This window comes from Mesorhizobium sp. B2-6-1 (genome assembly GCF_006440475.1).
Taxonomy (GTDB): Bacteria; Pseudomonadota; Alphaproteobacteria; order Rhizobiales; family Rhizobiaceae; genus Mesorhizobium.
Genome location: NZ_VFUH01000007.1, coordinates 286,717 through 304,673 on the forward strand (window position 1 = coordinate 286,717; position 17,957 = coordinate 304,673).

Below are 17,957 nucleotides of genomic sequence, written 5' to 3' on the forward strand. Positions count from 1 at the left end.
CGTCACGCTGCGGTCGTTTTCAGCCGTTCCGCGATCAGGGTGGCGAGCCGGGTCGCCACTTCGTCCTTGCTCATCTCGGGCCATTCCTCGACGCCGGTCTTCGAGACGATGCGAACACGGTTGCGGTCGCCGCCCATCACACCGGATGGGCCGACGCCGCTGGTCTGCGACACGTCGTTGGCGACAATGAAGTCGGCGCCCTTCTTCCTCAGCTTGGCTTCGGCGTTGCGCAAAAGGTCCTGCGTCTCGGCGGCGAAGCCGACCACCAGCGCCGGCCGCTGCTTGTGATGCCCGACGCCCGCAAGGATGTCGGGGTTCTCGATCATGCGCAGCACCGGCGGGCCTTCGCCCGGCGCTTTCTTGATCTTCTCGCCAGCTGGGCTGTCGGTGCGCCAATCGGCGACGGCGGCGACGAATACCGCCGCATCGGCCGGTAGAAGCTGTTCCACGGCATCGCGCATTTCCTGCGCCCGCTCGACGTGGATGGTTTTCACACCAGCCGGATCGGCGATGCTGACGGGACCGGAGACCAGCCTCACGTCGGCGCCGAGCCTGGCCAATGCCGCCGCTATGGCATGGCCCTGCTTTCCCGACGATCGGTTGGCGATGTAGCGAACGGGGTCGATCGGCTCGTGCGTCGGGCCTGACGTGACGATGATCTTCTTGCCGGCCAGCGGCTTGGATCCGGTATCGAGCAGCGCCTCGATGGCGGCGACGATCTCCAGCGGCTCGGCCATGCGGCCTTCGCCAGCCTCGTTGCTCTCGGCCATCTCGCCTTTGGCGGGGCCAACGAAGGTGATGCCATCCTTGTGCAGCGCCGCACGATTGCGCCGCGTCGCCGGATGCGCCCACATTCTGGGGTTCATGGCCGGCGCCATCAGCACCGGCTTGTCGGTGGCCAGGAGCACGGTGGAGGCAAGATCATTGGCGTGGCCGTTGGCGAGCTTGGCCATCAGGTCGGCGGTGGCGGGCGCCACGACTAGCAGATCGGCCTCGCGCGATAGCCTGATATGGCCGACATCGTGCTCGTCATTGCGATCGAAGAGATCGGTAAAGACATGGTCTGCCGAGAGCGCACCGGCCGACAGCGTGGTGACGAATTCCCGCGCAGCCGACGTCATGACCACGCGCACCGCCGCACCCCTTTCACGCAGACGGCGGATCAGGTCGAGTGCCTTGTAGGCGGCGATGCCGCCGCCGATGATGAGCAAGATGCGCTTGCCGGAGAGGCTCATGCCCGAGACCAGTTCTTGTCCAGTGTCATGCCGGCCTCAGCGCCGGTTCGATGTCGGTATGGATGAAATCATCGCCCTTGAAAAGCAGTGGCAGGTTCCGGGTCTTCGCCAAGGCATAGGCGAAACAATCGCCCATGTTGAGTTTTGCCGGATGGCCACTGCCGCGGCCGTAGAGCCCATAGGCTTTAATCCCGGCTTGCGCGTGTTCGGCCGAGAGATCGACAATCGTTACTTTCAGTTTTTCCAGAAGGCCCGTCAATGCGGCCGTGCCAGCCGGCCCATACCGTCCGACAACAACCGTGCCGCATTCCATGAAGGTTGCGGAGCTCATCAATATCCGTTGATTTCCGGCGAGGCGCTCGGCGATCGCTGGTGCGTCAGATTCCTGCTTCAGGATAGCAAGGATCGCCGAGGTGTCGATCACCATCGTCAGTCCTCCTCGATGAAAGACCAGAGATCATCAGCGAGTTTCTTCTGATCAAAATCTACTTTTTGCAGCTGCCGGCCGAATTCGAGGATCTCCTCCGCCGTAACGAAATCCTTGGCACCTTTGAAGGTGGGCGCCACTTCCTTGAGCAGCAGACTTCTTGCCTCCTGCTCCATCGACACACCATGACGGGCCGCCCGCTCGCGCAGTCTTTGTTTCAAATCCTCGTCGAGATTGCGAATGGTCAGGGTACCCATGGCTAACTTTGCCTGCCTGCCATTGGTTGAACCTTGGCCTCGTCCTTAAATGTCAGGCGTCCGCCATCGAAGCCTTTCGTGGTCGGAAGCCCAACTGATGCCGCGAGCACATCCCGCGCCTCCTGCTCCATAGAAACGCCGCGCGCAGCACCGCGTTCACGCAATCGCTGCATGACATGATCTTCCAGATTCCGGACAGTAATCCGAGCCATAGTCGCACTCCTGCGCACAATATAGCTATCCCGCCTTTCGACTGCAATGACAGCATCGCTGTCATTGCAGTCACTTAGAGCAGCTTCCAGGCGATATAGACCAGCGTCAGGGCTATCACCCAAAGCGCCACGCGGCCGGAGCGGTTGTAGCGCGCTTCGGCCTTGCCGATGGCGCGGGCCGTCGCCTCGTCGAAGCGCAGACCATGTTCGGCCATCAGGTCGATCTCGCGCGACAGCCGCTCGGTGCGCGCTGCCAACTCGGGGGCTTGGCGGATCAGCGTCAGCATCGCCTTGCCGCCGTCGCGGGCGTCGGCCAGCAGGCCGCTTGGCCCGAGATTTCCTGATATCCAGCCGCTGACCACGGGTTCGGCGGTCTTCCACATGTTAAAGGCCGGATCGAGCGTGCGCGCCACGCCCTCGACCACCACCATGGTTTTCTGCAGGAGGATCAGTTCGGGCCGCGTCGCCATGTCGAAGAGTTCGGTCACCTCGAACAGCAACGTCAGAAGCTTGGCCATGGAAATGGTCTCGGCCGGCTGGCCATGGATCGGCTCGCCGATGGCGCGGATCGCCTGGGCGAAGGCCGCGACATTGTGCTGGCGCGGCACGTAGCCGGCCTCGAAATGAACCTCGGCGACGCGCAGATAGTCGCGCGTGATGAAGCCGTAGAGGATTTCGGCGAGGAACCGGCGCTCCTTCTTGCCGAGCCTGCCGGCAATGCCGAGATCGACCGCGACGATCGTGCCATCAGCCTCGACGAACAGGTTGCCCGGATGCATGTCGGCGTGAAAGAAGCCGTCGCGCAGCGTATGGCGCAAGAACGACTGGATGAGGTTGGCCGCGATTGCCCTCAGATCGTGTCCAGCGGCGGCGAGTCCGGCGATGTCGTTCATCTTGATGCCGTCGACCCATTCCATGGTCAGCACGTCGCGGCCAGTGCGCTCCCAGTCGACGGAAGGGACGCGAAAGCCCGGATCCTCCCTGGTGCTTTGACCAAGTTCCGAAAGCGCGGCCGCCTCGAGGCGCAGGTCCATCTCGATCTTGGTGGTCTGCGCCAGCGTCTCGGTCACCTCCACAGGCCGCAGCCGGCGTGAGGAGGGGATGTATTTCTCCTGCAGGCGGGCGGCGAGGAAATAGCTTTCGAGATCCTGGAAGAAGCGGCGGCGCACGCCCGGCCGGATCACCTTGACCGCTACCTTCCTGACGACGCCGCCATCGACGGTTTCAGCGGCATGGACCTGGGCGATGGAGGCCGCGGCGACCGGGTCGCCGAACCGCGTGTAGAGGTCGCCGAGCTTGCGCCCGAGCGAGCCCTCGATGGCCGCCACCGCCTCGGCCGTCGGGAAGGTGTGCATCTTGTCCTGCAGCATGGCGAGATCGAGCGCCATGTCGTTGCCGACGACATCGGGTCGTGTCGCCAGAAACTGGCCAAGCTTGACATAGGACGGCCCGAGCCGGACCACCGCCTTGGCCAGCCGATCGCTGCGCTCATAGGCGAGCGCGCGGCGGCGGGTAAACAGCCGCGCCAGCCGCCAGCCCAATTTCAGCAGGCCGGACAGTTCCTCGCCGGGCAAAGCGGCGACGACGCCCTCGCGCACAAGCACCCAGCCGGCCCGCATGAGCCGAAATCCAGCGCTGACGGTGCTCATGCCCGGGCCTGCCTCAAAGTTTCCAGCCCGAATGAAGCGCGGCGATGCCACCGGAATAGTTGCGGAACGAGACCCGATCGAAGCCCGCGCGGGTTATCATGGAAGCAAAATTCGCCTGGTTGGGGAATTTCGCGATCGACTCGACCAGATAGGAATAAGGCTCGCCGTCGCCGGTGACGGCCTTGCCGATCTTCGGAATGGCCTTGAACGACCAGGCCTCGTAGACCCTGTCGAGCAACGGCATCTCGACCTCGGAAAATTCCAGGCACAGGAACCGCCCGCCCGGCTTCAGCACGCGCAACGCTTCGCTGAGAGCGACGTCGATCCTGGGAACGTTGCGGATGCCGAAAGCGATGGTGTAGGCGTCGAAGGTGGCGTCCGCGAACGGCAGTTCCTCGGCATTGGCTTCGACGAAATCGGTGTTGCCGGACATGCCTTTCTTTTGCGCCCTGTCGCGACCGACGGCGAGCATCGAGCCGTTGATGTCGAGCACGGTGGCATGAGCATGCCCATGGCTGGCATCGACGATGCGAAAGGCGATGTCGCCGGTGCCGCCGGCGACATCGAGCACGCACCAGCCCGGCCGCTTCGGCGGATTGAGCCAGGCTACCATGGCGTCCTTCCACAGCCGGTGCAGGCCGCCCGACATCAGGTCGTTCATCAGATCGTAGCGGTTGGCGACCTTGTGGAAAACATCGTTGACCAGGGGCTGCTTGTCGCCTGCCCCTACACGCTTGAAACCATAGGAGGTTTCCATGCCGCCGGCGGCCGTGGTTCTCTCAACTGACATTTTTTTGATCCGTCATAAAACCGGCGGGACCATAGCCGATCGATGGTGCGGGCGCTATTGTTTAAGGCGCGGTGTTCGGCCGCGCTTCCAGGTGGCGGGTTTCGAGACCTGGACTGACCGACGGGATGTTTGAATGCCTTTGAAAGCGGAACTGCACTGCCACATCGAAGGGGCAGCGGCACCGGAACTCGTCATCCGACAGGCGCAGAAATACGGCAAGGACATCTCGCCCTATATCCAGAACGGCTCTTTCGTCTGGCACGATTTCACCTCTTTTCTCGCCGCCTATGATTTCGCCTCCGACCTGTTCCGGACCGAGGAAGACTATGCGCGGCTGGCTGACCATTATCTGACCAGCCTGGCTCGTGACGGCGCCATATACTCAGAGGTCTTCACCTCGCCGGATCATGCCATGAAGGCGGGCCTGTCGCCCAAGGCCTATACTGACGCGCTCGGCGAAGGCATGGCCCGCGCCAAGGCCAAGACCGGCATCGAGGGCCGCATGATCGTCACCGGCGTGCGCCATGCCGGCGTCGAGTCCATCGAGCAGGCAGCGCGCTTTGCCGCGCGCTGCGGACATCCGCTGGTAACCGGCTTCGGTGTCGCCGGCGACGAGAGGGTCGGCGAGATGGAGGACTACGTCAGGGCATTCGAAATCGCCCGCGAGGCCGGGCTCGGCATTACCGTCCATGCAGGCGAACTGACGGGGTGGGAGACGGTCCAGGCGGCGCTCGATCACATCCGCCCGTCGCGCATCGGCCATGGCGTGCGCGCCATCGAAAACCCCGATCTTGTCCGGCGCATCGCCGATGAGGGCGTGGTGCTGGAATGCTGTCCCGGCTCCAACATTGCGTTGAAAGTGTTCGACAGTTTCGCCGCCCACCCGTTCCCCGCCCTGCTAGCGGCCGGCTGCAAGGTGACGCTCAACTCGGATGATCCGCCCTATTTCTGGACCTCGCTGAAACGCGAATACGACATTGCGGCCGAGTATTTCTCGATGAACGAGAAGGCGCTGGCGGCCGTTACCCGAACGGCCATCGAGGCCGCTTTCGTCGACAGGAAGACCAAGGCAACGCTGCTCAGCCGGCTGGATGCGAAGGCCAGGTGAATGAAGGCTGGGTGGACAGGGAGTGGCCAGCAGTGAGCAGTTTGGCGGAGCGCGCATCGGGACTCGCAAATCGGCTCACTATTCACTACTCACTATTGGCTACTCACCACGAACCACGTCGGAGCACATCATGAAGGGCGTCACCGTCGTCGACCACCCGCTTGTCCAGCACAAGCTGAGCATCATGCGCAAGAAGGAGACATCGACGGCCGGTTTCCGGCGGCTGCTGCGCGAGATCTCGCTGCTGCTCGGCTATGAGGTGACACGCAATCTCGAACTCACGACGACGACCATCGAAACGCCGATCGAAACGATGGAGGCGCCGACGCTGGAAGGCAAGAAGCTGGTCTTCGCCTCGGTGCTGCGCGCCGGCAATGGCTTGCTCGAAGGCCTGCTCGACCTGGTTCCGGCGGCCCGCGTCGCCCATATCGGCCTCTATCGCGACCATGAGACGCTGGAGGCGGTCGAATATTTCTTCAAGGCGCCGAGCGACCTTGCCGACCGGCTGGTCATCGTCGTCGATCCGATGCTGGCCACCGCCAATTCCGCCATCGCGGCGATCGACAAGCTGAAGGGGCGCGGCGCCACCAACATCCGCTTTCTGTGCCTGCTGGCGGCGCCCGAAGGCATCGAGCGCTTCACCAAGGCACATCCCGACGTTCCCGTCTTCACGGCTTCCATCGATCGCCAGCTCAACGAGAAGGGCTACATCATGCCCGGCCTCGGCGACGCCGGCGACCGCATGTACGGGACAAAGTGATTTACCGAAAGTTTACGCAACGGCGCGGTTTCGAGCGGCGTTAAAACGGCAAACACCATCCCGGCGTTAAGGATCGGCCTTCACGACAGCGCCGTGCGTCCTGTCGGACGCTGCGGCACTTTGATTTGCGCGTGATCCTTTCCGAAATCGATCCCGATTTTCGGGGTCATGCGCCGGGGCCGATCCATGCTGCGCAAGCTACTTATCCTCAGCGTCTTTGCCGGTACATCGGCATCCATCCCGATTGTCTATCAGTCGAATCCGCAGATGTTCGAAAGCCTGCTGAAAACGGCGGTGACGGCCAAGCCAGCGGCCGACGCCCGTCCGGAGGTCGCCTTGGCAGCGGCTCCCGACAAGCCGGTGGCGCCGTTGCCGATGGGCCGCAAGGTTGTCGTCACGGCCGACGCGCGAGGGCATTTCTCGTCGGCCTTCAAACTGAACGGACGCCAGATCGATGGCATGATCGATACAGGAGCGACACTGGTCGCCGTCAACACCTCGACGGCGCGCAGGATCGGATTGTCGCTGAACCCGTCGGATTTCAGTCATGAGGTCAACACGGCCAACGGCACGATCAAGGCGGCGGTGGTGATGATCGACCGCTTGCAGATCGGCAGCATCACCGTCAACGACGTGCAGGCCATCGTGCTCGACGACAAGGCGCTGCACACCAATTTGATCGGCATGAGCTTTCTCAATCGGCTGGGCAAATATCAGGCCGAAAACGGCACGCTGCTTCTTGTCCAGTGAGCGGGCACGGCCGTTCGGGGCTGGGTCATATCAGCCACGCGGCAGGATGCGCCGGATGACCGACTTGTCGGCAGGCGGCTTGGAAGCGCCGATCGCATAGGCCGAAAGCACCGTTGCCGCCGCGGCTTCGGCGTCGGACACCGAGCGGGCATGGACCAGCGCCAGCGGCTCGCCAGCTCGAACCTCGGCGCCGACCGGCAACAGCCTGGTGATGCCGACCGCCGGGTCGACCTTGTCGTCTGGCCGGGTGCGGCCGCCGCCCAGCCCGACCACGGCAAGGCCGATATCACGCGTGGCAATGCCGGTGACGAAGCCGTCCGCGATCGCTCTCACCGCGTGTTCCGTTGGCGCAACGGGCAAATATCGTTCCGGCTTGTCGATGAAATCGGCGGGGCCGCCGAGCACCGTCACCATGCGCGCGAAGGTGGCGGCGGCGCGGCCGCTGGCAAGCGTTTCGGTGGCCCGCCGCATGCCGTCCTGGTTGGACGGCACCAGACCCGCCGCCTGCAGCATTTCGGCGGCGAGCGCCAGCGTCACATCCTCCAGGCGCCGGTCGCGAAGGCGGCCGGTCAGGAAATCGACGGCGTTGCGCACCTCGACCGCATTGCCGGCGGCCGACGCCAGCGGTTCGTTCATGCCGGTGATCAACGCCGAAACTTTTAATCCGGCGCCGCTTGCGACTTCGACCAGGCTGTTGGCGAGCGCCGTCGCGTCGCGCGACTTCTCCATGAAGGCGCCATTGCCGACCTTGACGTCGAGCACCAGCGACCCCAGGCCTGCCGCCAGTTTCTTCGACAGGATCGAGGCGGTGATCAGCGGCACCGACTCCACGGTTCCGGTCACGTCACGGATGGCATAGAGCCGGCGGTCGGCCGGCGCGAGGTCCGCAGTCTGGCCGATGATGGCGCAACCCGCCTCTAGCACCGCCTTGCGAAACAGCGTGATGTCGGGCTGGCTGGCGTAGCCGGGGATGGAATCCATTTTATCCAGCGTGCCGCCGGTGTGGCCGAGGCCGCGGCCGGATATCATCGGCACATAAGCGCCGCAGGCAGCGACGATCGGCGCCAGCATCAGCGAGACGTTGTCGCCGACGCCGCCTGTCGAATGTTTGTCCGTGACCGGGCCGGGCAGATCCGACCAGTCGAGCACGTCGCCGGAATCGCGCATGGCCAATGTCAACGCCACGGCCTCGTCGCGGCCCATGCCGTTGAAGAACACCGCCATGGCGAAAGCCGCGACCTGGCCATCGGTGACGGCGCCATCGGTTACGCCGGCGATGAAGTCGGCGATTTCGCGCGCCGGCAGTCTGTGGCCGTCGCGCTTGTGGCGGATGATTTCCTGCGGAAGCATCAGTTCTCCAACAGTCCGTCGCGGAACACACGCTTCAGGATCGTCGCCAGCCGCGCGCCGCCGACCGGGGCCATATCCTTGGTCTCCTGGTGCGAAAGCTCGGCTCCGGTCATGCCGGCGGCAAGATTGGTGATGATCGAGCAGGCGGCGACACGCAGGCCAAGGAAGCGGGCAAGGATGACTTCCGGCACGGTCGACATGCCGACCGCGTTGGCACCCATGATGCGCGCCATGCGGATCTCGGCCGGCGTTTCGAAGCACGGGCCGGAGAACCACATGTAGACGCCCTTGTGCAGCGCCGTGCCGGTCGCCTTTGCCGCCTGTTCGATCGCCTTGCGGATGCCGGCATCGTAGGCTTCGGTCAGGCCGACGAAACGGCGGTCGCTCGGCTCGCCGATCAGCGGGTTGGTGCCGGAGAAATTGATGTGGTCCGATATCAGCATCACCGAACCCGACCCCATCTCCGGATCGACCGAGCCGGCGGCATTGGTGAGGATCAGCTTGGTGATGCCGGTGCCGGCAAGCACCTCCAGCACCGGCCGCATCGCCGCCGCGTTGCCGTGCTCGTAATAGTGGGCGCGGCCCGACAGCATCAGCACCGGCGTGCCGGCAAACAGCCCGACCACCACCTCTCCGGCATGGCCGGACACGCCGCTTCTGGGAAAGCCGGGCAGATCGGCATAGGAAACACGGATCGGGTTCTCGACCTGGCTGACCAGCCCTCCCAGGCCAGACCCCAGCACCAGCGCCGTGGTCGGCGCCAGGCCGTCCAGCCGTTCGATCAGATGGTCGAGCGCTTCCTTCATTTCAGCATGTCGCCGCGAAAGCCGTAAGGCAGCATGTCGTCCATGGTCACGGTCTCGGCGACGCCGGCATTGTCGCAGAGATAGAGTTTCGTTTCCGGACGGCAGAATTCGGCCAGCCGCTGCCTGCAGCCGCCGCAAGGCGAGCATTTGGCCATGCGCTCGGCAAGGACGGCGATTTCCATGATCTTGCCGCCGCCGCCCATGATATAATGGCCGAGCGCCGTCGTCTCGGCGCACCAGCCTTCGGGATAGGAAGCAACCTCGATGTTAGCGCCTGTGAAGACGCGCCCGTCCTCGGTGCGAAGTGCGGCACCGACCGGAAATTTCGAATAGGGGGCATAGGCCTTGGCCATGGCAGCCTTCGCCGCTTCGAACAATTCATGCGACATTTCGGTGTTCTCTCCGATGATCTTGTCCATAAGCCGGCGCGCCTTTTGCGTCGCGCCCTCGATCCTCAGCGTTCCTTGACATAGGGCACGCCGCCGGCGCGCGGCGGGATCGCCTTGCCGATGAAACCGGCGAGCAGGATGACGGTGAGAATATAGGGCAGGGCCTGCATGAACTGCACCGGCACCTTGCCGATGAGCGGCAGCGGCGAGCCTTGCAGGCGGATCGACAGGGCGTCGAGGAAGCCGAACAGCAGGCAGGCGAACATGGCGTTGACCGGCTTCCACTTGGCAAAGATCAATGCGGCCAGCGCGATGTAGCCCTTGCCGGCGGTCATGTCCTTCACGAAGCCGCCATTCTGCACCATCGACAGATAGGCGCCGGCGACGCCGGTCAGGATGCCGGTGCAGATCAGCGCCCTGTAGCGCAGCCAGGCGACCGAGATGCCGGCGGTGTCAACGGCGGCCGGGTTTTCGCCGACCGCGCGCAGCCGCAGCCCAAAGCGCGTGCGAAACAGCACCCACCAGGTGAAAGGCACCATCGCGAAGGCGAGATAGACCAGTATGGAATGGCCGGAGATCAGTTCCGCGTAGATCGGCCCGAGGATCGGCACGCCTCGGACAGCTTCGGCGCCGGGCCAGATGATCGCTTCGAACCGCTCGCCCGGCTGCAGCGCCGGGGTGCGCCCGCCCTGCTGAAACCATGCCTGGCCAAGGATGATGGTCGATCCGGCGGCGATGAAATTGATCGCCACGCCGGAGACGATCTGGTTGCCGCGATGGGTGATCGAGGCGAAGCCGTGGATCATGGCGAACGCGACCGAGATCACGACCGCCATGCCGAGACCGAGAAAGGCCGAATGGAACACGGAGGCCGCCGCCGCACCGGCGAAGGCGCCGACCAGCATCTTGCCTTCGAGGCCGATGTCGAAGATGCCGGCGCGTTCCGAATAGAGGCCGGCCAGGCAGGCGAGCAGCAGCGGCACCGAGAGGCGGATGGTGGAATCCAGCGTCTGGACGATCGCGTTGAAGGTGTCCATTCAGGCGCCTTTTCCCTTGACCGCTTCCATGCCGACCGACCTCGGGCTGAGCGAGGCGAACAGCGCCTGGATGTAAGGCCTGAACATGTGTTCGAGAGCACCGGCGAACAGGATGACCAACCCTTGAATGATCACGATCATGTCGCGGCTGATCGCAGGCATCTCGAAGGCGAGTTCGGCGCCGCCCTGGTAGAGCATGCCAAACAGGATGGCCGCCAGCACGATGCCGACAGGGTGCAGGCGACCCATCAGCGCCACGGCGATGCCGACGAAACCGGCGCCGCTGACGAAGTCGATCGCGACATTGTGCTGGTCGCCCATCACCGGATTGAGCGCCATCATGCCGGCGAGCGCGCCCGAGATCATCATGGCGGTGATGATGATGCGGGTTTCCGAAATGCCGGCATAGCGCGCCGCCTTTGGGCTGTGGCCGTAGGTACGCATCTCATAGCCGAGCTTGGTGCGCCAGATCAGCAGCCAGACCAGGAAGGCCATGAGCAGCGCGAGCAGGAAGGAGATGTTGAGCGGTGCCGAGCGGATCTTGGCGCCGAACAGCTCGATGACCCAGTTGAGCTTCGGCAATTCCGCGCCGGCGAGGAAATTGCGCGTCTGCGGCGCCTGCGAGGCTGGCGGCTTCAAGGGGCCCACCAGCAGGTAGACCATGATCGAAGCGGCGATGAAGTTGAACATGATGGTGGTGATGACGATGTGCGAGCCGCGCCTGGCCTGCAGATAGGCGGGGATCAGCGCCCACAAGGCGCCCACGGCCGCCGAAGCCACGATGGCCAGCGGAAATGTCAGCCACCATGGCAGCACGCTGTCGAAGGAGAGACAGACGATGGCGATGCCAAGGCCGGCGATGTAGGCCTGCCCCTCGGTGCCGATGTTGAACAGGCCGCAATGCGCTGCCACCGCCACCGAAAGCCCGGTGAAGATGAAGGTGGTGGCATAGAAGAGGGTGAAGGCGATACCTGTTCCCTTGCCGAAAGCGCCCTCGACCAGGATGACGGCGGCACGGAACGGGTTCTCGCCGACCAGAAGCACGACGAAGCCCGCGACGATGAAGGCCACAGACAGATTGATCAGCGGGATCAGCCCATAGTCGGCCCAGGCCGGCAATTTGGCATAGGGCGTGCTCATTGCGCCGCCTCCTGGCGCTCAACACCCGCCATCAGCAGGCCGAGCTCGCCCTCGCTCGCCTCCGGCCCGCGTTCGCCGACGATGCGGCCGGCAAACATGACCAGGATGCGGTCGGAGAGCGAGCGGATCTCATCGAGCTCGACCGACACGACCAGCACGGCCTTGCCCTGGTCGCGCATGGCGATCAGGCGCTTGTGGATGAACTCGATGGCGCCGACGTCGACGCCGCGCGTCGGCTGGCCGACGATGAGAACGCCGGGGTCCTGTTCGATTTCGCGCGCGAGCACGATCTTCTGCTGGTTGCCGCCGGAGAAGTTGGCCGTCTTCAGCCGAGGATTGCCGGGGCGGATGTCGTATTTCTCGATCTTGTCCTTGGCATCGGCAACGATGGCATCGATGTTGAGGAAGGGTCCTCTGAGGTAGCGGGGATCGTCATGATAGCCGAGGATGGAATTCTCGTTCTCCTCGAAGGCCAGCACCAGCCCGACATGATGGCGATCCTCAGGCACATGGGCGAGGCCGCGGTCGCGCAGTTCGCCGGGATCGGCCTTGCCGGTGAGATCGATCGGCTTGCCCTCGAGCATCACCGAACCGGAAACGGCGTGCCTGATGCCGGAGATCGCCTCGAGCAGTTCGGACTGGCCGTTGCCGGCGACACCGGCGATGCCGACGATCTCGCCGGCGCGCAGGTCGAAGGAGATGTCGTCGACCATGGTGACGCCGCGGGAATCCTTGACCGTCAGGTTCTTGACCGCGAGTTTTACCGCGCCGGCTTCCGCTTCGCCCTTCTCCACCCGCAAGAGCACGCGGCGCCCGACCATCAGCTCGGCCAGTTCCGCGACGGTGGTCTTCTTCGTTTCCCTGGTCGCCACCATCGTGCCCTGGCGCATCACCGAAACCGTGTCGGTGATGGCCATGATCTCGCGCAATTTGTGGGTGATCAGCACCACCGTCTTTCCCTGCTCCTTCAATTGCTTGAGGATGCGGAAGAGGTGGTCGGCCTCGGCCGGCGTCAGCACGCCCGTCGGCTCGTCGAGGATCAGGATCTCGGCGCCGCGATAGAGCGCCTTGAGGATCTCGACGCGCTGCTGCAGGCCGACCGGCAATTCCTCGACGATGGCGTCGGGATCGACCTCGAGGCCGTATTCACGCTCCAGCCGCTCCAGTTCGGAACGCGCCTTGGCGATGCTTTTCTTCAGCAAGGCGTCGCTTTCGGCGCCCAGGATGACGTTCTCCAGGACCGAGAAATTGTCGACCAGCATGAAATGCTGGTGCACCATGCCGATGCCGAGCGCGATCGCATCGTTGGGCGTGCTTATCGATGCCGGCTTGCCGCCGACGCGGATTTCGCCGCTGTCGGCCTGGTAGAAGCCATACAGAATCGACATCAGCGTCGACTTGCCGGCGCCGTTCTCGCCGACGATGCCGTGGATGGTGCCGCGCGCGATTTCCAGGTTGATGTCACGGTTGGCGCGCACGGCGCCAAAGCTCTTGTTGATGCCAATCAGTTCGATTGCGGCCAGTTCAATCGCGGCATGCGCCATGCAGCCTGTCCCACTCTTATTTTTTTATCGCTTGGTCAAAATGCCTAGCATGACGCTCCGCCCGTGCCAATTGGCCGGAGCAGCGTCCACTCTCGACAAATCCCGGCGCGCTTGTCAATTTCGAACGTGGCCGAAGCTCTCATATTCGCTAATATGGCAAGCCGATTTGACACTGCGCGCGACACCTGAGGACTTTGCATGACCATGCCCGCCGACCGGCTGACGACGCTGGAGATCCGCTCCGCCGAGCAGGAGAAGACCATCGAGGAACTGTCCGGCCAGATCGCCGAGCAGTGGAAGGTGATCGAGCGCATGCAGCGCAAGCTCGACGCGCTGACCGACCGCTTCCTGGCGCTGGAGGAACAGGCGGCACCCGACGTGCCGGTGACTAAGCCGCCGCACTGGTAGGGGAGGGAAGTCGAGCGATGGCCAGCGATCGCATCGCAAGAGCCGGCGACTACGTGCTTGGCCTGATGAACGATGCAGAGCGCGAACGGGCCGAGCGCGATCTGGAGATCGATCCAGCCTTTCGCGATGCCGTGGTCCAGCTTGCTGAGCACCTGCATATTTTCGACCGCACCGAAGCCGCCGGTGGCGCGGAGCGCTGGCGGCAGATCACGCAGCGCATCGGCGACTTGCCGCAGATGCGCGCTGTCGGTCTTGAGGACGCTAAACCGGTGATCCGGGGCCCCGCCAAGCCGCATGATGTCGGCTTCTATTCTCTCGGCGACCGGCGCGGACTTGCGGTCGCCATTGGACTGGTCGTGGCTTTCGCATTGGGTTATCTGGCGGGAAAGCTATAGCCCACATTGGCGCGACATCAGCGCCATCGGCTCCCCGTTCTGCCTGAACGGCTCGACGACCCTCCAACCAAGCCTCATGTAGAAATCGCGCGCCTCCCACGTGTAGAGATAAAGCGCCTCCACGCCGAGCGATGTGGCATGAGCTTCGATTGCCCTGACCAGCGCAGTGCCGATCCCTCGGTGCTGGTGCTCGGGAGCGATGGCCAGGCCGGCCAGCCATGGTGTCAGATCATGCGCCGGTTCGAGTTCGTCGCGGACCAGCAGGCAGGTCCCGACCGGCACGTCGCCGATCCGGGCCACGAACGCCGTTTCGAAGCCGTCGCCGTGCAGCAGTTTACGAAGTCCGGCCACGTCGTCGTCCAGCGTTCGTCCGGTGCCCGTGAAAAAGGCGGCAACGCGCAATCGCGCCACCGCTGCAATGTCACGTTCGTTCATGGGTTCGACTGTCAACTGCACCATTGGCCTGGGGTCGTGTTTCTTGCGAGACGTCTGCGTCTACCCGGCAGCGACTTCCAAAACAAAACCGCCGGGACCATGCCCGGCGGTTTGCTGTCGGTTTGGCAGATCAATACGGGCAGGCGTTGTCGGCGGTGTAGTCGTGCACCTCGACCTTGCCGGCGATGATGTCGGCCTTGGCCTTCTCGACCGCCGCCTTCATCTCGTCGGTAACCAGCGCCTTGTTGTTATCGTCCATGGCGTAGTCGACACCGCCTTCCTTGAGGCCGAGATTTTCGACGCCACCCTTGAAGGTGCCGTTCTTGCCGTCCATGAAGGCGGTGTAGACGGCAACGTCGACGCGCTTCAGCATCGAGGTCAGGACCTTGCCGGGCTGGAGGCCGTTCTGGTTGGAATCGACACCGATGCCGAGCTTGCCGGCATCAGCCGCCGCCTGCAGCACACCGACGCCGGTGCCGCCCGCGGCCGCATAGACCACGTCGGAACCCTGGTCGATCTGCGTCTTGGCGATCTCGCCGCCCTTGGCCGGGTCGTTCCAGGCGGCCGGCGTGTCGCCGGTCATGTTCTGGATGACGTCGGTCGCGCCTGCCGATTTGGCGCCGCCGACATAGCCGCATTCGAACTTGCGGATCAGCGGAATGTCCATGCCGCCGACAAAGCTCACCTTCTTCGTCTTGGAGGCCATCGCCGCCATGATGCCGACGAGATAGGAGCCTTCATTCTCCTTGAATACGAGCGAGCGGACATTGGGCAGATCGACGGCATCGTCGATGATGGCGAAGTTGAGATCGGGATATTCGGTCGCGACCTTCTTCAGTGCATCCTCCCAGGCGAAGCCGGCCATGACGATCGGGTTGTGGCCGTCCTCGGCGAAGCGGCGCAACGCCTGCTCGCGTTGCGAAGCGTTGGAGACCTCGAACTCGACATAGGGGACGCCGGTCTCTGTCTTGAACTTTTCGGCGCCATGGTAGGCCGCCTCGTTGAAGGATTTGTCGAACTTGCCGCCGAGATCATAAAGGATGGCCGGCTGCACATCCGCGGCGAAAGCCGGAAGAACCATTGCAGTTGCGGCCAGAAGGCCGAGAACGATACGTTTCATGTGATCCACACCCTGTCGGTTATTTTTTTCCGTTACGCCCGCCCGCCTGCCCGGTTCTCCGGCATGCGCGCGACGTCAGCCAGGAGTGTATATTCCCCTCCCGCTCAGCGGCAATCTGGCACGGCCCGAAACAAAATTCACGTGGAATTTTGACCTTTTGGAAAAGCATGGCGGGGTGCGATGCCCGTGCCCTTCAGGCGAATTGCCCCGTGCGCCGCTGCCGCCTGTAGCCGATGGCGTAGAGCAGCAAGGCAAGCACCGCGAACACGGCAAAGCCCGGCTGGTTGAGCACCCAGGCGATGGCGCCGTCCCATAGCAGCGGGCCGGCCTTGGCGCGAACGAAGCTTTCAAAGGCGGCGCGCGTGTCGGGCGACACGGCCAGCCAGCTCGCATTGAGCGGGGTCAGCACCAGTGCCGAGGCGGCCACAGTGCGTGTCGTGTCAAGCACCGCCATGATGACCGAAATCGACAGCGCGACCATGGCCGCGAGACGAAAGACAAAGCGAAACATCAAAGACCTTTCCCCTGGCCGATCCTCAACATCCTCCCGAGGATCTCCGGCGGTGTTCCGAACGAGAAATAGAGCGCGCAGGCCCTATTCGCAATCACGGCACGCGAATTGAATCGCGGCCGACGCAGCCTAGCCGGCCGGCCTGCGCTTGCGCCGGTTGGCGAGCCAGACGGCGAGAATGCCGCCGGCAATGGCGCCGACCACCAGCCCGGCCAGGCCGATGAAGGCGGCGAAGTAGCCGCACGCACCCTCAAAGCAACTCACGTCGGTGATATCGGCGATGAGCGAACCGGCCAGGAAGCCACCCACCGCGCCGACGACCGCGCCGAGGATGATGCCGAGCAGCGCGGCGACAATGGAAACGAAGACCGACGGCGCTTCGGCTCGCGGCCTGGCATAAACGGTCTCGGCGCCGGAGCCGCGGCGCAACAGGTAGATGCAAAGCAGGCCGATGGCGATCTCGGCGGCGGTGATGGCCAGGCTTCTGGCGGAGAAGACGAAGCCCGGCACGGCGAGTGCGTAAGCGTGACTTGCCAGCAGCCATATGATCGTGGCGGCCTGCCAGATGGTGAAATGGCTGGGGAAGCGCGCCGAACGGCCGAAGGCGAGGCCGAGCAGGTAAAGCCCCCATAGGATGGTGATGATGTCGGCGACGAGCCCGCTGAAGAGGAAATAGAAAACGGGGTCCGGCAGGCCTGAACTCCCCACCAGCCACAAGGCCGACGCCAGCCAATAGACCGACAGGGCCATAACGATAACCAGCCAGCCCACCGGGACATAGGAAAGTCCGCTGTCCAGATGTCGGGCCGGGATCTTTCCCTCGGCCGGTGGCTGTCCGTTGTCCGGCGTACCGCCCGGAATTCCGCTGCTTGACGTCATGTTGCGACGATGCCCCCCGCAAAGCCTTTCGGACACTCGACAGGCCGCTCGGGACGAAGTCAAGCGCGGCTGGCCTCGCAGCCTTGCCCGTGCACATCATCAAGCAGCGATTGAAGTGGCGGGACTCCAAACGGATGTGCCGGCGGCCCCCATGAACGCCGTGTGGCCGGCAAAGCGAATTGACCGCCGTTATGGCTGTCGGTAGCTAATCAAGTTGTCCGGTTTGGTAGCACATGATCTGTCCGCTTCTGTTTTGGCGTCGAAGCGGTTCACGCGGCTTGCCTGATGGGGCAAGTGTCTTCGATTGCGGCGCCGTCAGAGCTGTAGCGAGCGATGCGGCGCGGCCCGTGAAAGATCGCCAGGGTTCCATCCGGGTAGTGCCTGACCTTGACGGTGGCTTTGACGAAGTGATGCCGGATCGGGCTCTGCGGCAGCTGCAATCGCAGCCGCGCGAAGGCGACCGTGTTGTCGCGGGCAACGACGCGCTCCTCCTCGATGCACAGGATCTGGGCCAGTTGTTGCGGGTCTGCGGCGACAAAGGCGCTGTCCTCGACCGCGGCCGGCCTGGCGAAGCGGGCATTGTGAGCTGGTAGGTAGGTCTGTGCGATGAACCGGTTGGCGGCCTCGATGTCGGCAATTCCGGCCAGCGCCAGCTCCCTCGGCAGCCGATCCTGCAAGGTGGAGAACATCCGCTCCGAGCGGCCTCGCGCTTCAGGGGAATAGGCTGGAATATGTTCGATACCCAGCCGCTCGAG

Annotated in this window: 21 protein-coding genes and 1 pseudogene; 5 read left to right on the plus strand and 17 right to left on the minus strand. The window is 63.9% G+C overall.

From position 1 onward, the window contains the following. Nucleotides 1–2 precede the first annotated feature (2 nt). From coaBC to ubiE, 6 genes are all read right to left on the minus strand, one after another. Nucleotides 3–1,235: a bifunctional phosphopantothenoylcysteine decarboxylase/phosphopantothenate--cysteine ligase CoaBC gene (gene coaBC, locus FJ443_RS17210; RefSeq protein ID WP_140560367.1), complete on the minus strand. Its 1,233-nt coding sequence runs from the start codon at nt 1,233–1,235 to the stop codon at nt 3–5. Between the two features lie 25 nt (nt 1,236–1,260). Beyond that, nucleotides 1,261–1,662, minus strand: a complete 402-nt coding sequence (locus tag FJ443_RS17215) for a type II toxin-antitoxin system VapC family toxin (RefSeq protein ID WP_140665016.1) — start codon at nt 1,660–1,662, stop codon at nt 1,261–1,263. 2 nt (nt 1,663–1,664) lie between these two features. After that, nucleotides 1,665–1,919, minus strand: coding sequence for a hypothetical protein (locus tag FJ443_RS17220; protein WP_140624392.1), 255 nt, complete (start codon nt 1,917–1,919; stop codon nt 1,665–1,667). A 2-nt stretch (nt 1,920–1,921) separates the two neighbouring features. Next, nucleotides 1,922–2,131, minus strand: a complete 210-nt coding sequence (locus tag FJ443_RS17225) for a plasmid stabilization protein (RefSeq protein WP_140496375.1) — start codon at nt 2,129–2,131, stop codon at nt 1,922–1,924. 74 nt (nt 2,132–2,205) lie between these two features. Beyond that, complete coding sequence (gene ubiB, locus FJ443_RS17230) at nt 2,206–3,780, minus strand: 2-polyprenylphenol 6-hydroxylase (RefSeq protein ID WP_140665019.1); 1,575 nt, start codon at nt 3,778–3,780, stop codon at nt 2,206–2,208. A gap of 13 nt (nt 3,781–3,793) precedes the next feature. Then, nucleotides 3,794–4,570 (minus strand): bifunctional demethylmenaquinone methyltransferase/2-methoxy-6-polyprenyl-1,4-benzoquinol methylase UbiE, encoded by a 777-nt coding sequence (gene ubiE, locus FJ443_RS17235; protein WP_140522478.1) that lies wholly within the window; start codon nt 4,568–4,570, stop codon nt 3,794–3,796. Between the two features lie 133 nt (nt 4,571–4,703). On the opposite strand from ubiE, the gene FJ443_RS17240 reads away from it, so the two are divergent. From FJ443_RS17240 to FJ443_RS17250, 3 genes are all read left to right on the plus strand, one after another. Continuing rightward, nucleotides 4,704–5,678: an adenosine deaminase gene (locus FJ443_RS17240; RefSeq protein WP_140513737.1), complete on the plus strand. Its 975-nt coding sequence runs from the start codon at nt 4,704–4,706 to the stop codon at nt 5,676–5,678. A gap of 130 nt (nt 5,679–5,808) precedes the next feature. Next, nucleotides 5,809–6,438, plus strand: coding sequence for a uracil phosphoribosyltransferase (gene upp, locus FJ443_RS17245; protein WP_140496366.1), 630 nt, complete (start codon nt 5,809–5,811; stop codon nt 6,436–6,438). Nucleotides 6,439–6,624: 186 nt separating this feature from the next. After that, on the plus strand, nt 6,625–7,188 hold the full coding sequence (locus tag FJ443_RS17250; RefSeq protein WP_140496364.1) for a TIGR02281 family clan AA aspartic protease: 564 nt from the start codon (nt 6,625–6,627) through the stop codon (nt 7,186–7,188). Between the two features lie 30 nt (nt 7,189–7,218). On the opposite strand, the gene deoA is transcribed toward FJ443_RS17250, so the two are convergent. From deoA to FJ443_RS17280, 6 genes are all read right to left on the minus strand, one after another. Beyond that, nucleotides 7,219–8,538: a thymidine phosphorylase gene (gene deoA / locus FJ443_RS17255; RefSeq protein ID WP_140522474.1), complete on the minus strand. Its 1,320-nt coding sequence runs from the start codon at nt 8,536–8,538 to the stop codon at nt 7,219–7,221. Then, nucleotides 8,538–9,344: a purine-nucleoside phosphorylase gene (locus FJ443_RS17260; protein ID WP_140665022.1), complete on the minus strand. Its 807-nt coding sequence runs from the start codon at nt 9,342–9,344 to the stop codon at nt 8,538–8,540. The genes deoA and FJ443_RS17260 overlap by 1 nt, the downstream gene beginning before the upstream one ends. Continuing rightward, nucleotides 9,341–9,733, minus strand: a complete 393-nt coding sequence (cdd, locus tag FJ443_RS17265) for a cytidine deaminase (RefSeq protein WP_140665035.1) — start codon at nt 9,731–9,733, stop codon at nt 9,341–9,343. Before cdd ends, FJ443_RS17260 begins: the two co-directional genes overlap by 4 nt. 65 nt (nt 9,734–9,798) lie before the next feature. Further along, nucleotides 9,799–10,770: an ABC transporter permease gene (locus tag FJ443_RS17270; protein WP_140665024.1), complete on the minus strand. Its 972-nt coding sequence runs from the start codon at nt 10,768–10,770 to the stop codon at nt 9,799–9,801. Continuing rightward, nucleotides 10,771–11,910: an ABC transporter permease gene (locus FJ443_RS17275; protein WP_140665027.1), complete on the minus strand. Its 1,140-nt coding sequence runs from the start codon at nt 11,908–11,910 to the stop codon at nt 10,771–10,773. It abuts the gene before it with no gap. After that, on the minus strand, nt 11,907–13,439 hold the full coding sequence (locus tag FJ443_RS17280; RefSeq protein WP_140513932.1) for an ABC transporter ATP-binding protein: 1,533 nt from the start codon (nt 13,437–13,439) through the stop codon (nt 11,907–11,909). The genes FJ443_RS17275 and FJ443_RS17280 overlap by 4 nt, the downstream gene beginning before the upstream one ends. Nucleotides 13,440–13,652: 213 nt before the next feature. Here FJ443_RS17280 and FJ443_RS17285 point away from each other — a divergent pair, with 213 nt between their 5' ends. Next, nucleotides 13,653–13,862 carry a SlyX family protein gene (locus FJ443_RS17285; protein ID WP_140513732.1) on the plus strand — a complete coding sequence of 70 codons (210 nt, stop codon included), beginning with the start codon at nt 13,653–13,655 and terminating at the stop codon, nt 13,860–13,862. Between the two features lie 17 nt (nt 13,863–13,879). Then, nucleotides 13,880–14,257, plus strand: a complete 378-nt coding sequence (locus FJ443_RS17290) for a hypothetical protein (protein WP_140496352.1) — start codon at nt 13,880–13,882, stop codon at nt 14,255–14,257. Here the strand turns inward: FJ443_RS17290 and FJ443_RS17295 are convergent. The 5 genes and pseudogenes from FJ443_RS17295 to FJ443_RS31185 form a co-directional block, all read right to left on the minus strand. Beyond that, nucleotides 14,252–14,692 (minus strand): GNAT family N-acetyltransferase, encoded by a 441-nt coding sequence (locus tag FJ443_RS17295; RefSeq protein WP_224655827.1) that lies wholly within the window; start codon nt 14,690–14,692, stop codon nt 14,252–14,254. The genes FJ443_RS17290 and FJ443_RS17295 overlap by 6 nt on opposite strands. A 130-nt stretch (nt 14,693–14,822) precedes the next feature. Next, nucleotides 14,823–15,812, minus strand: a complete 990-nt coding sequence (locus FJ443_RS17300) for a BMP family ABC transporter substrate-binding protein (RefSeq protein WP_140496350.1) — start codon at nt 15,810–15,812, stop codon at nt 14,823–14,825. A 193-nt stretch (nt 15,813–16,005) separates the two neighbouring features. Further along, entirely contained in the window at nt 16,006–16,323 is a 318-nt protein-coding gene (locus FJ443_RS17305; RefSeq protein WP_140513730.1) for a hypothetical protein, read from the minus strand. A 129-nt stretch (nt 16,324–16,452) separates the two neighbouring features. Next, complete coding sequence (locus tag FJ443_RS17310) at nt 16,453–17,202, minus strand: hypothetical protein (protein WP_224655828.1); 750 nt, start codon at nt 17,200–17,202, stop codon at nt 16,453–16,455. Between the two features lie 269 nt (nt 17,203–17,471). After that, nucleotides 17,472–17,957: pseudogene (locus FJ443_RS31185) on the minus strand (hypothetical protein); the annotation flags it as partial.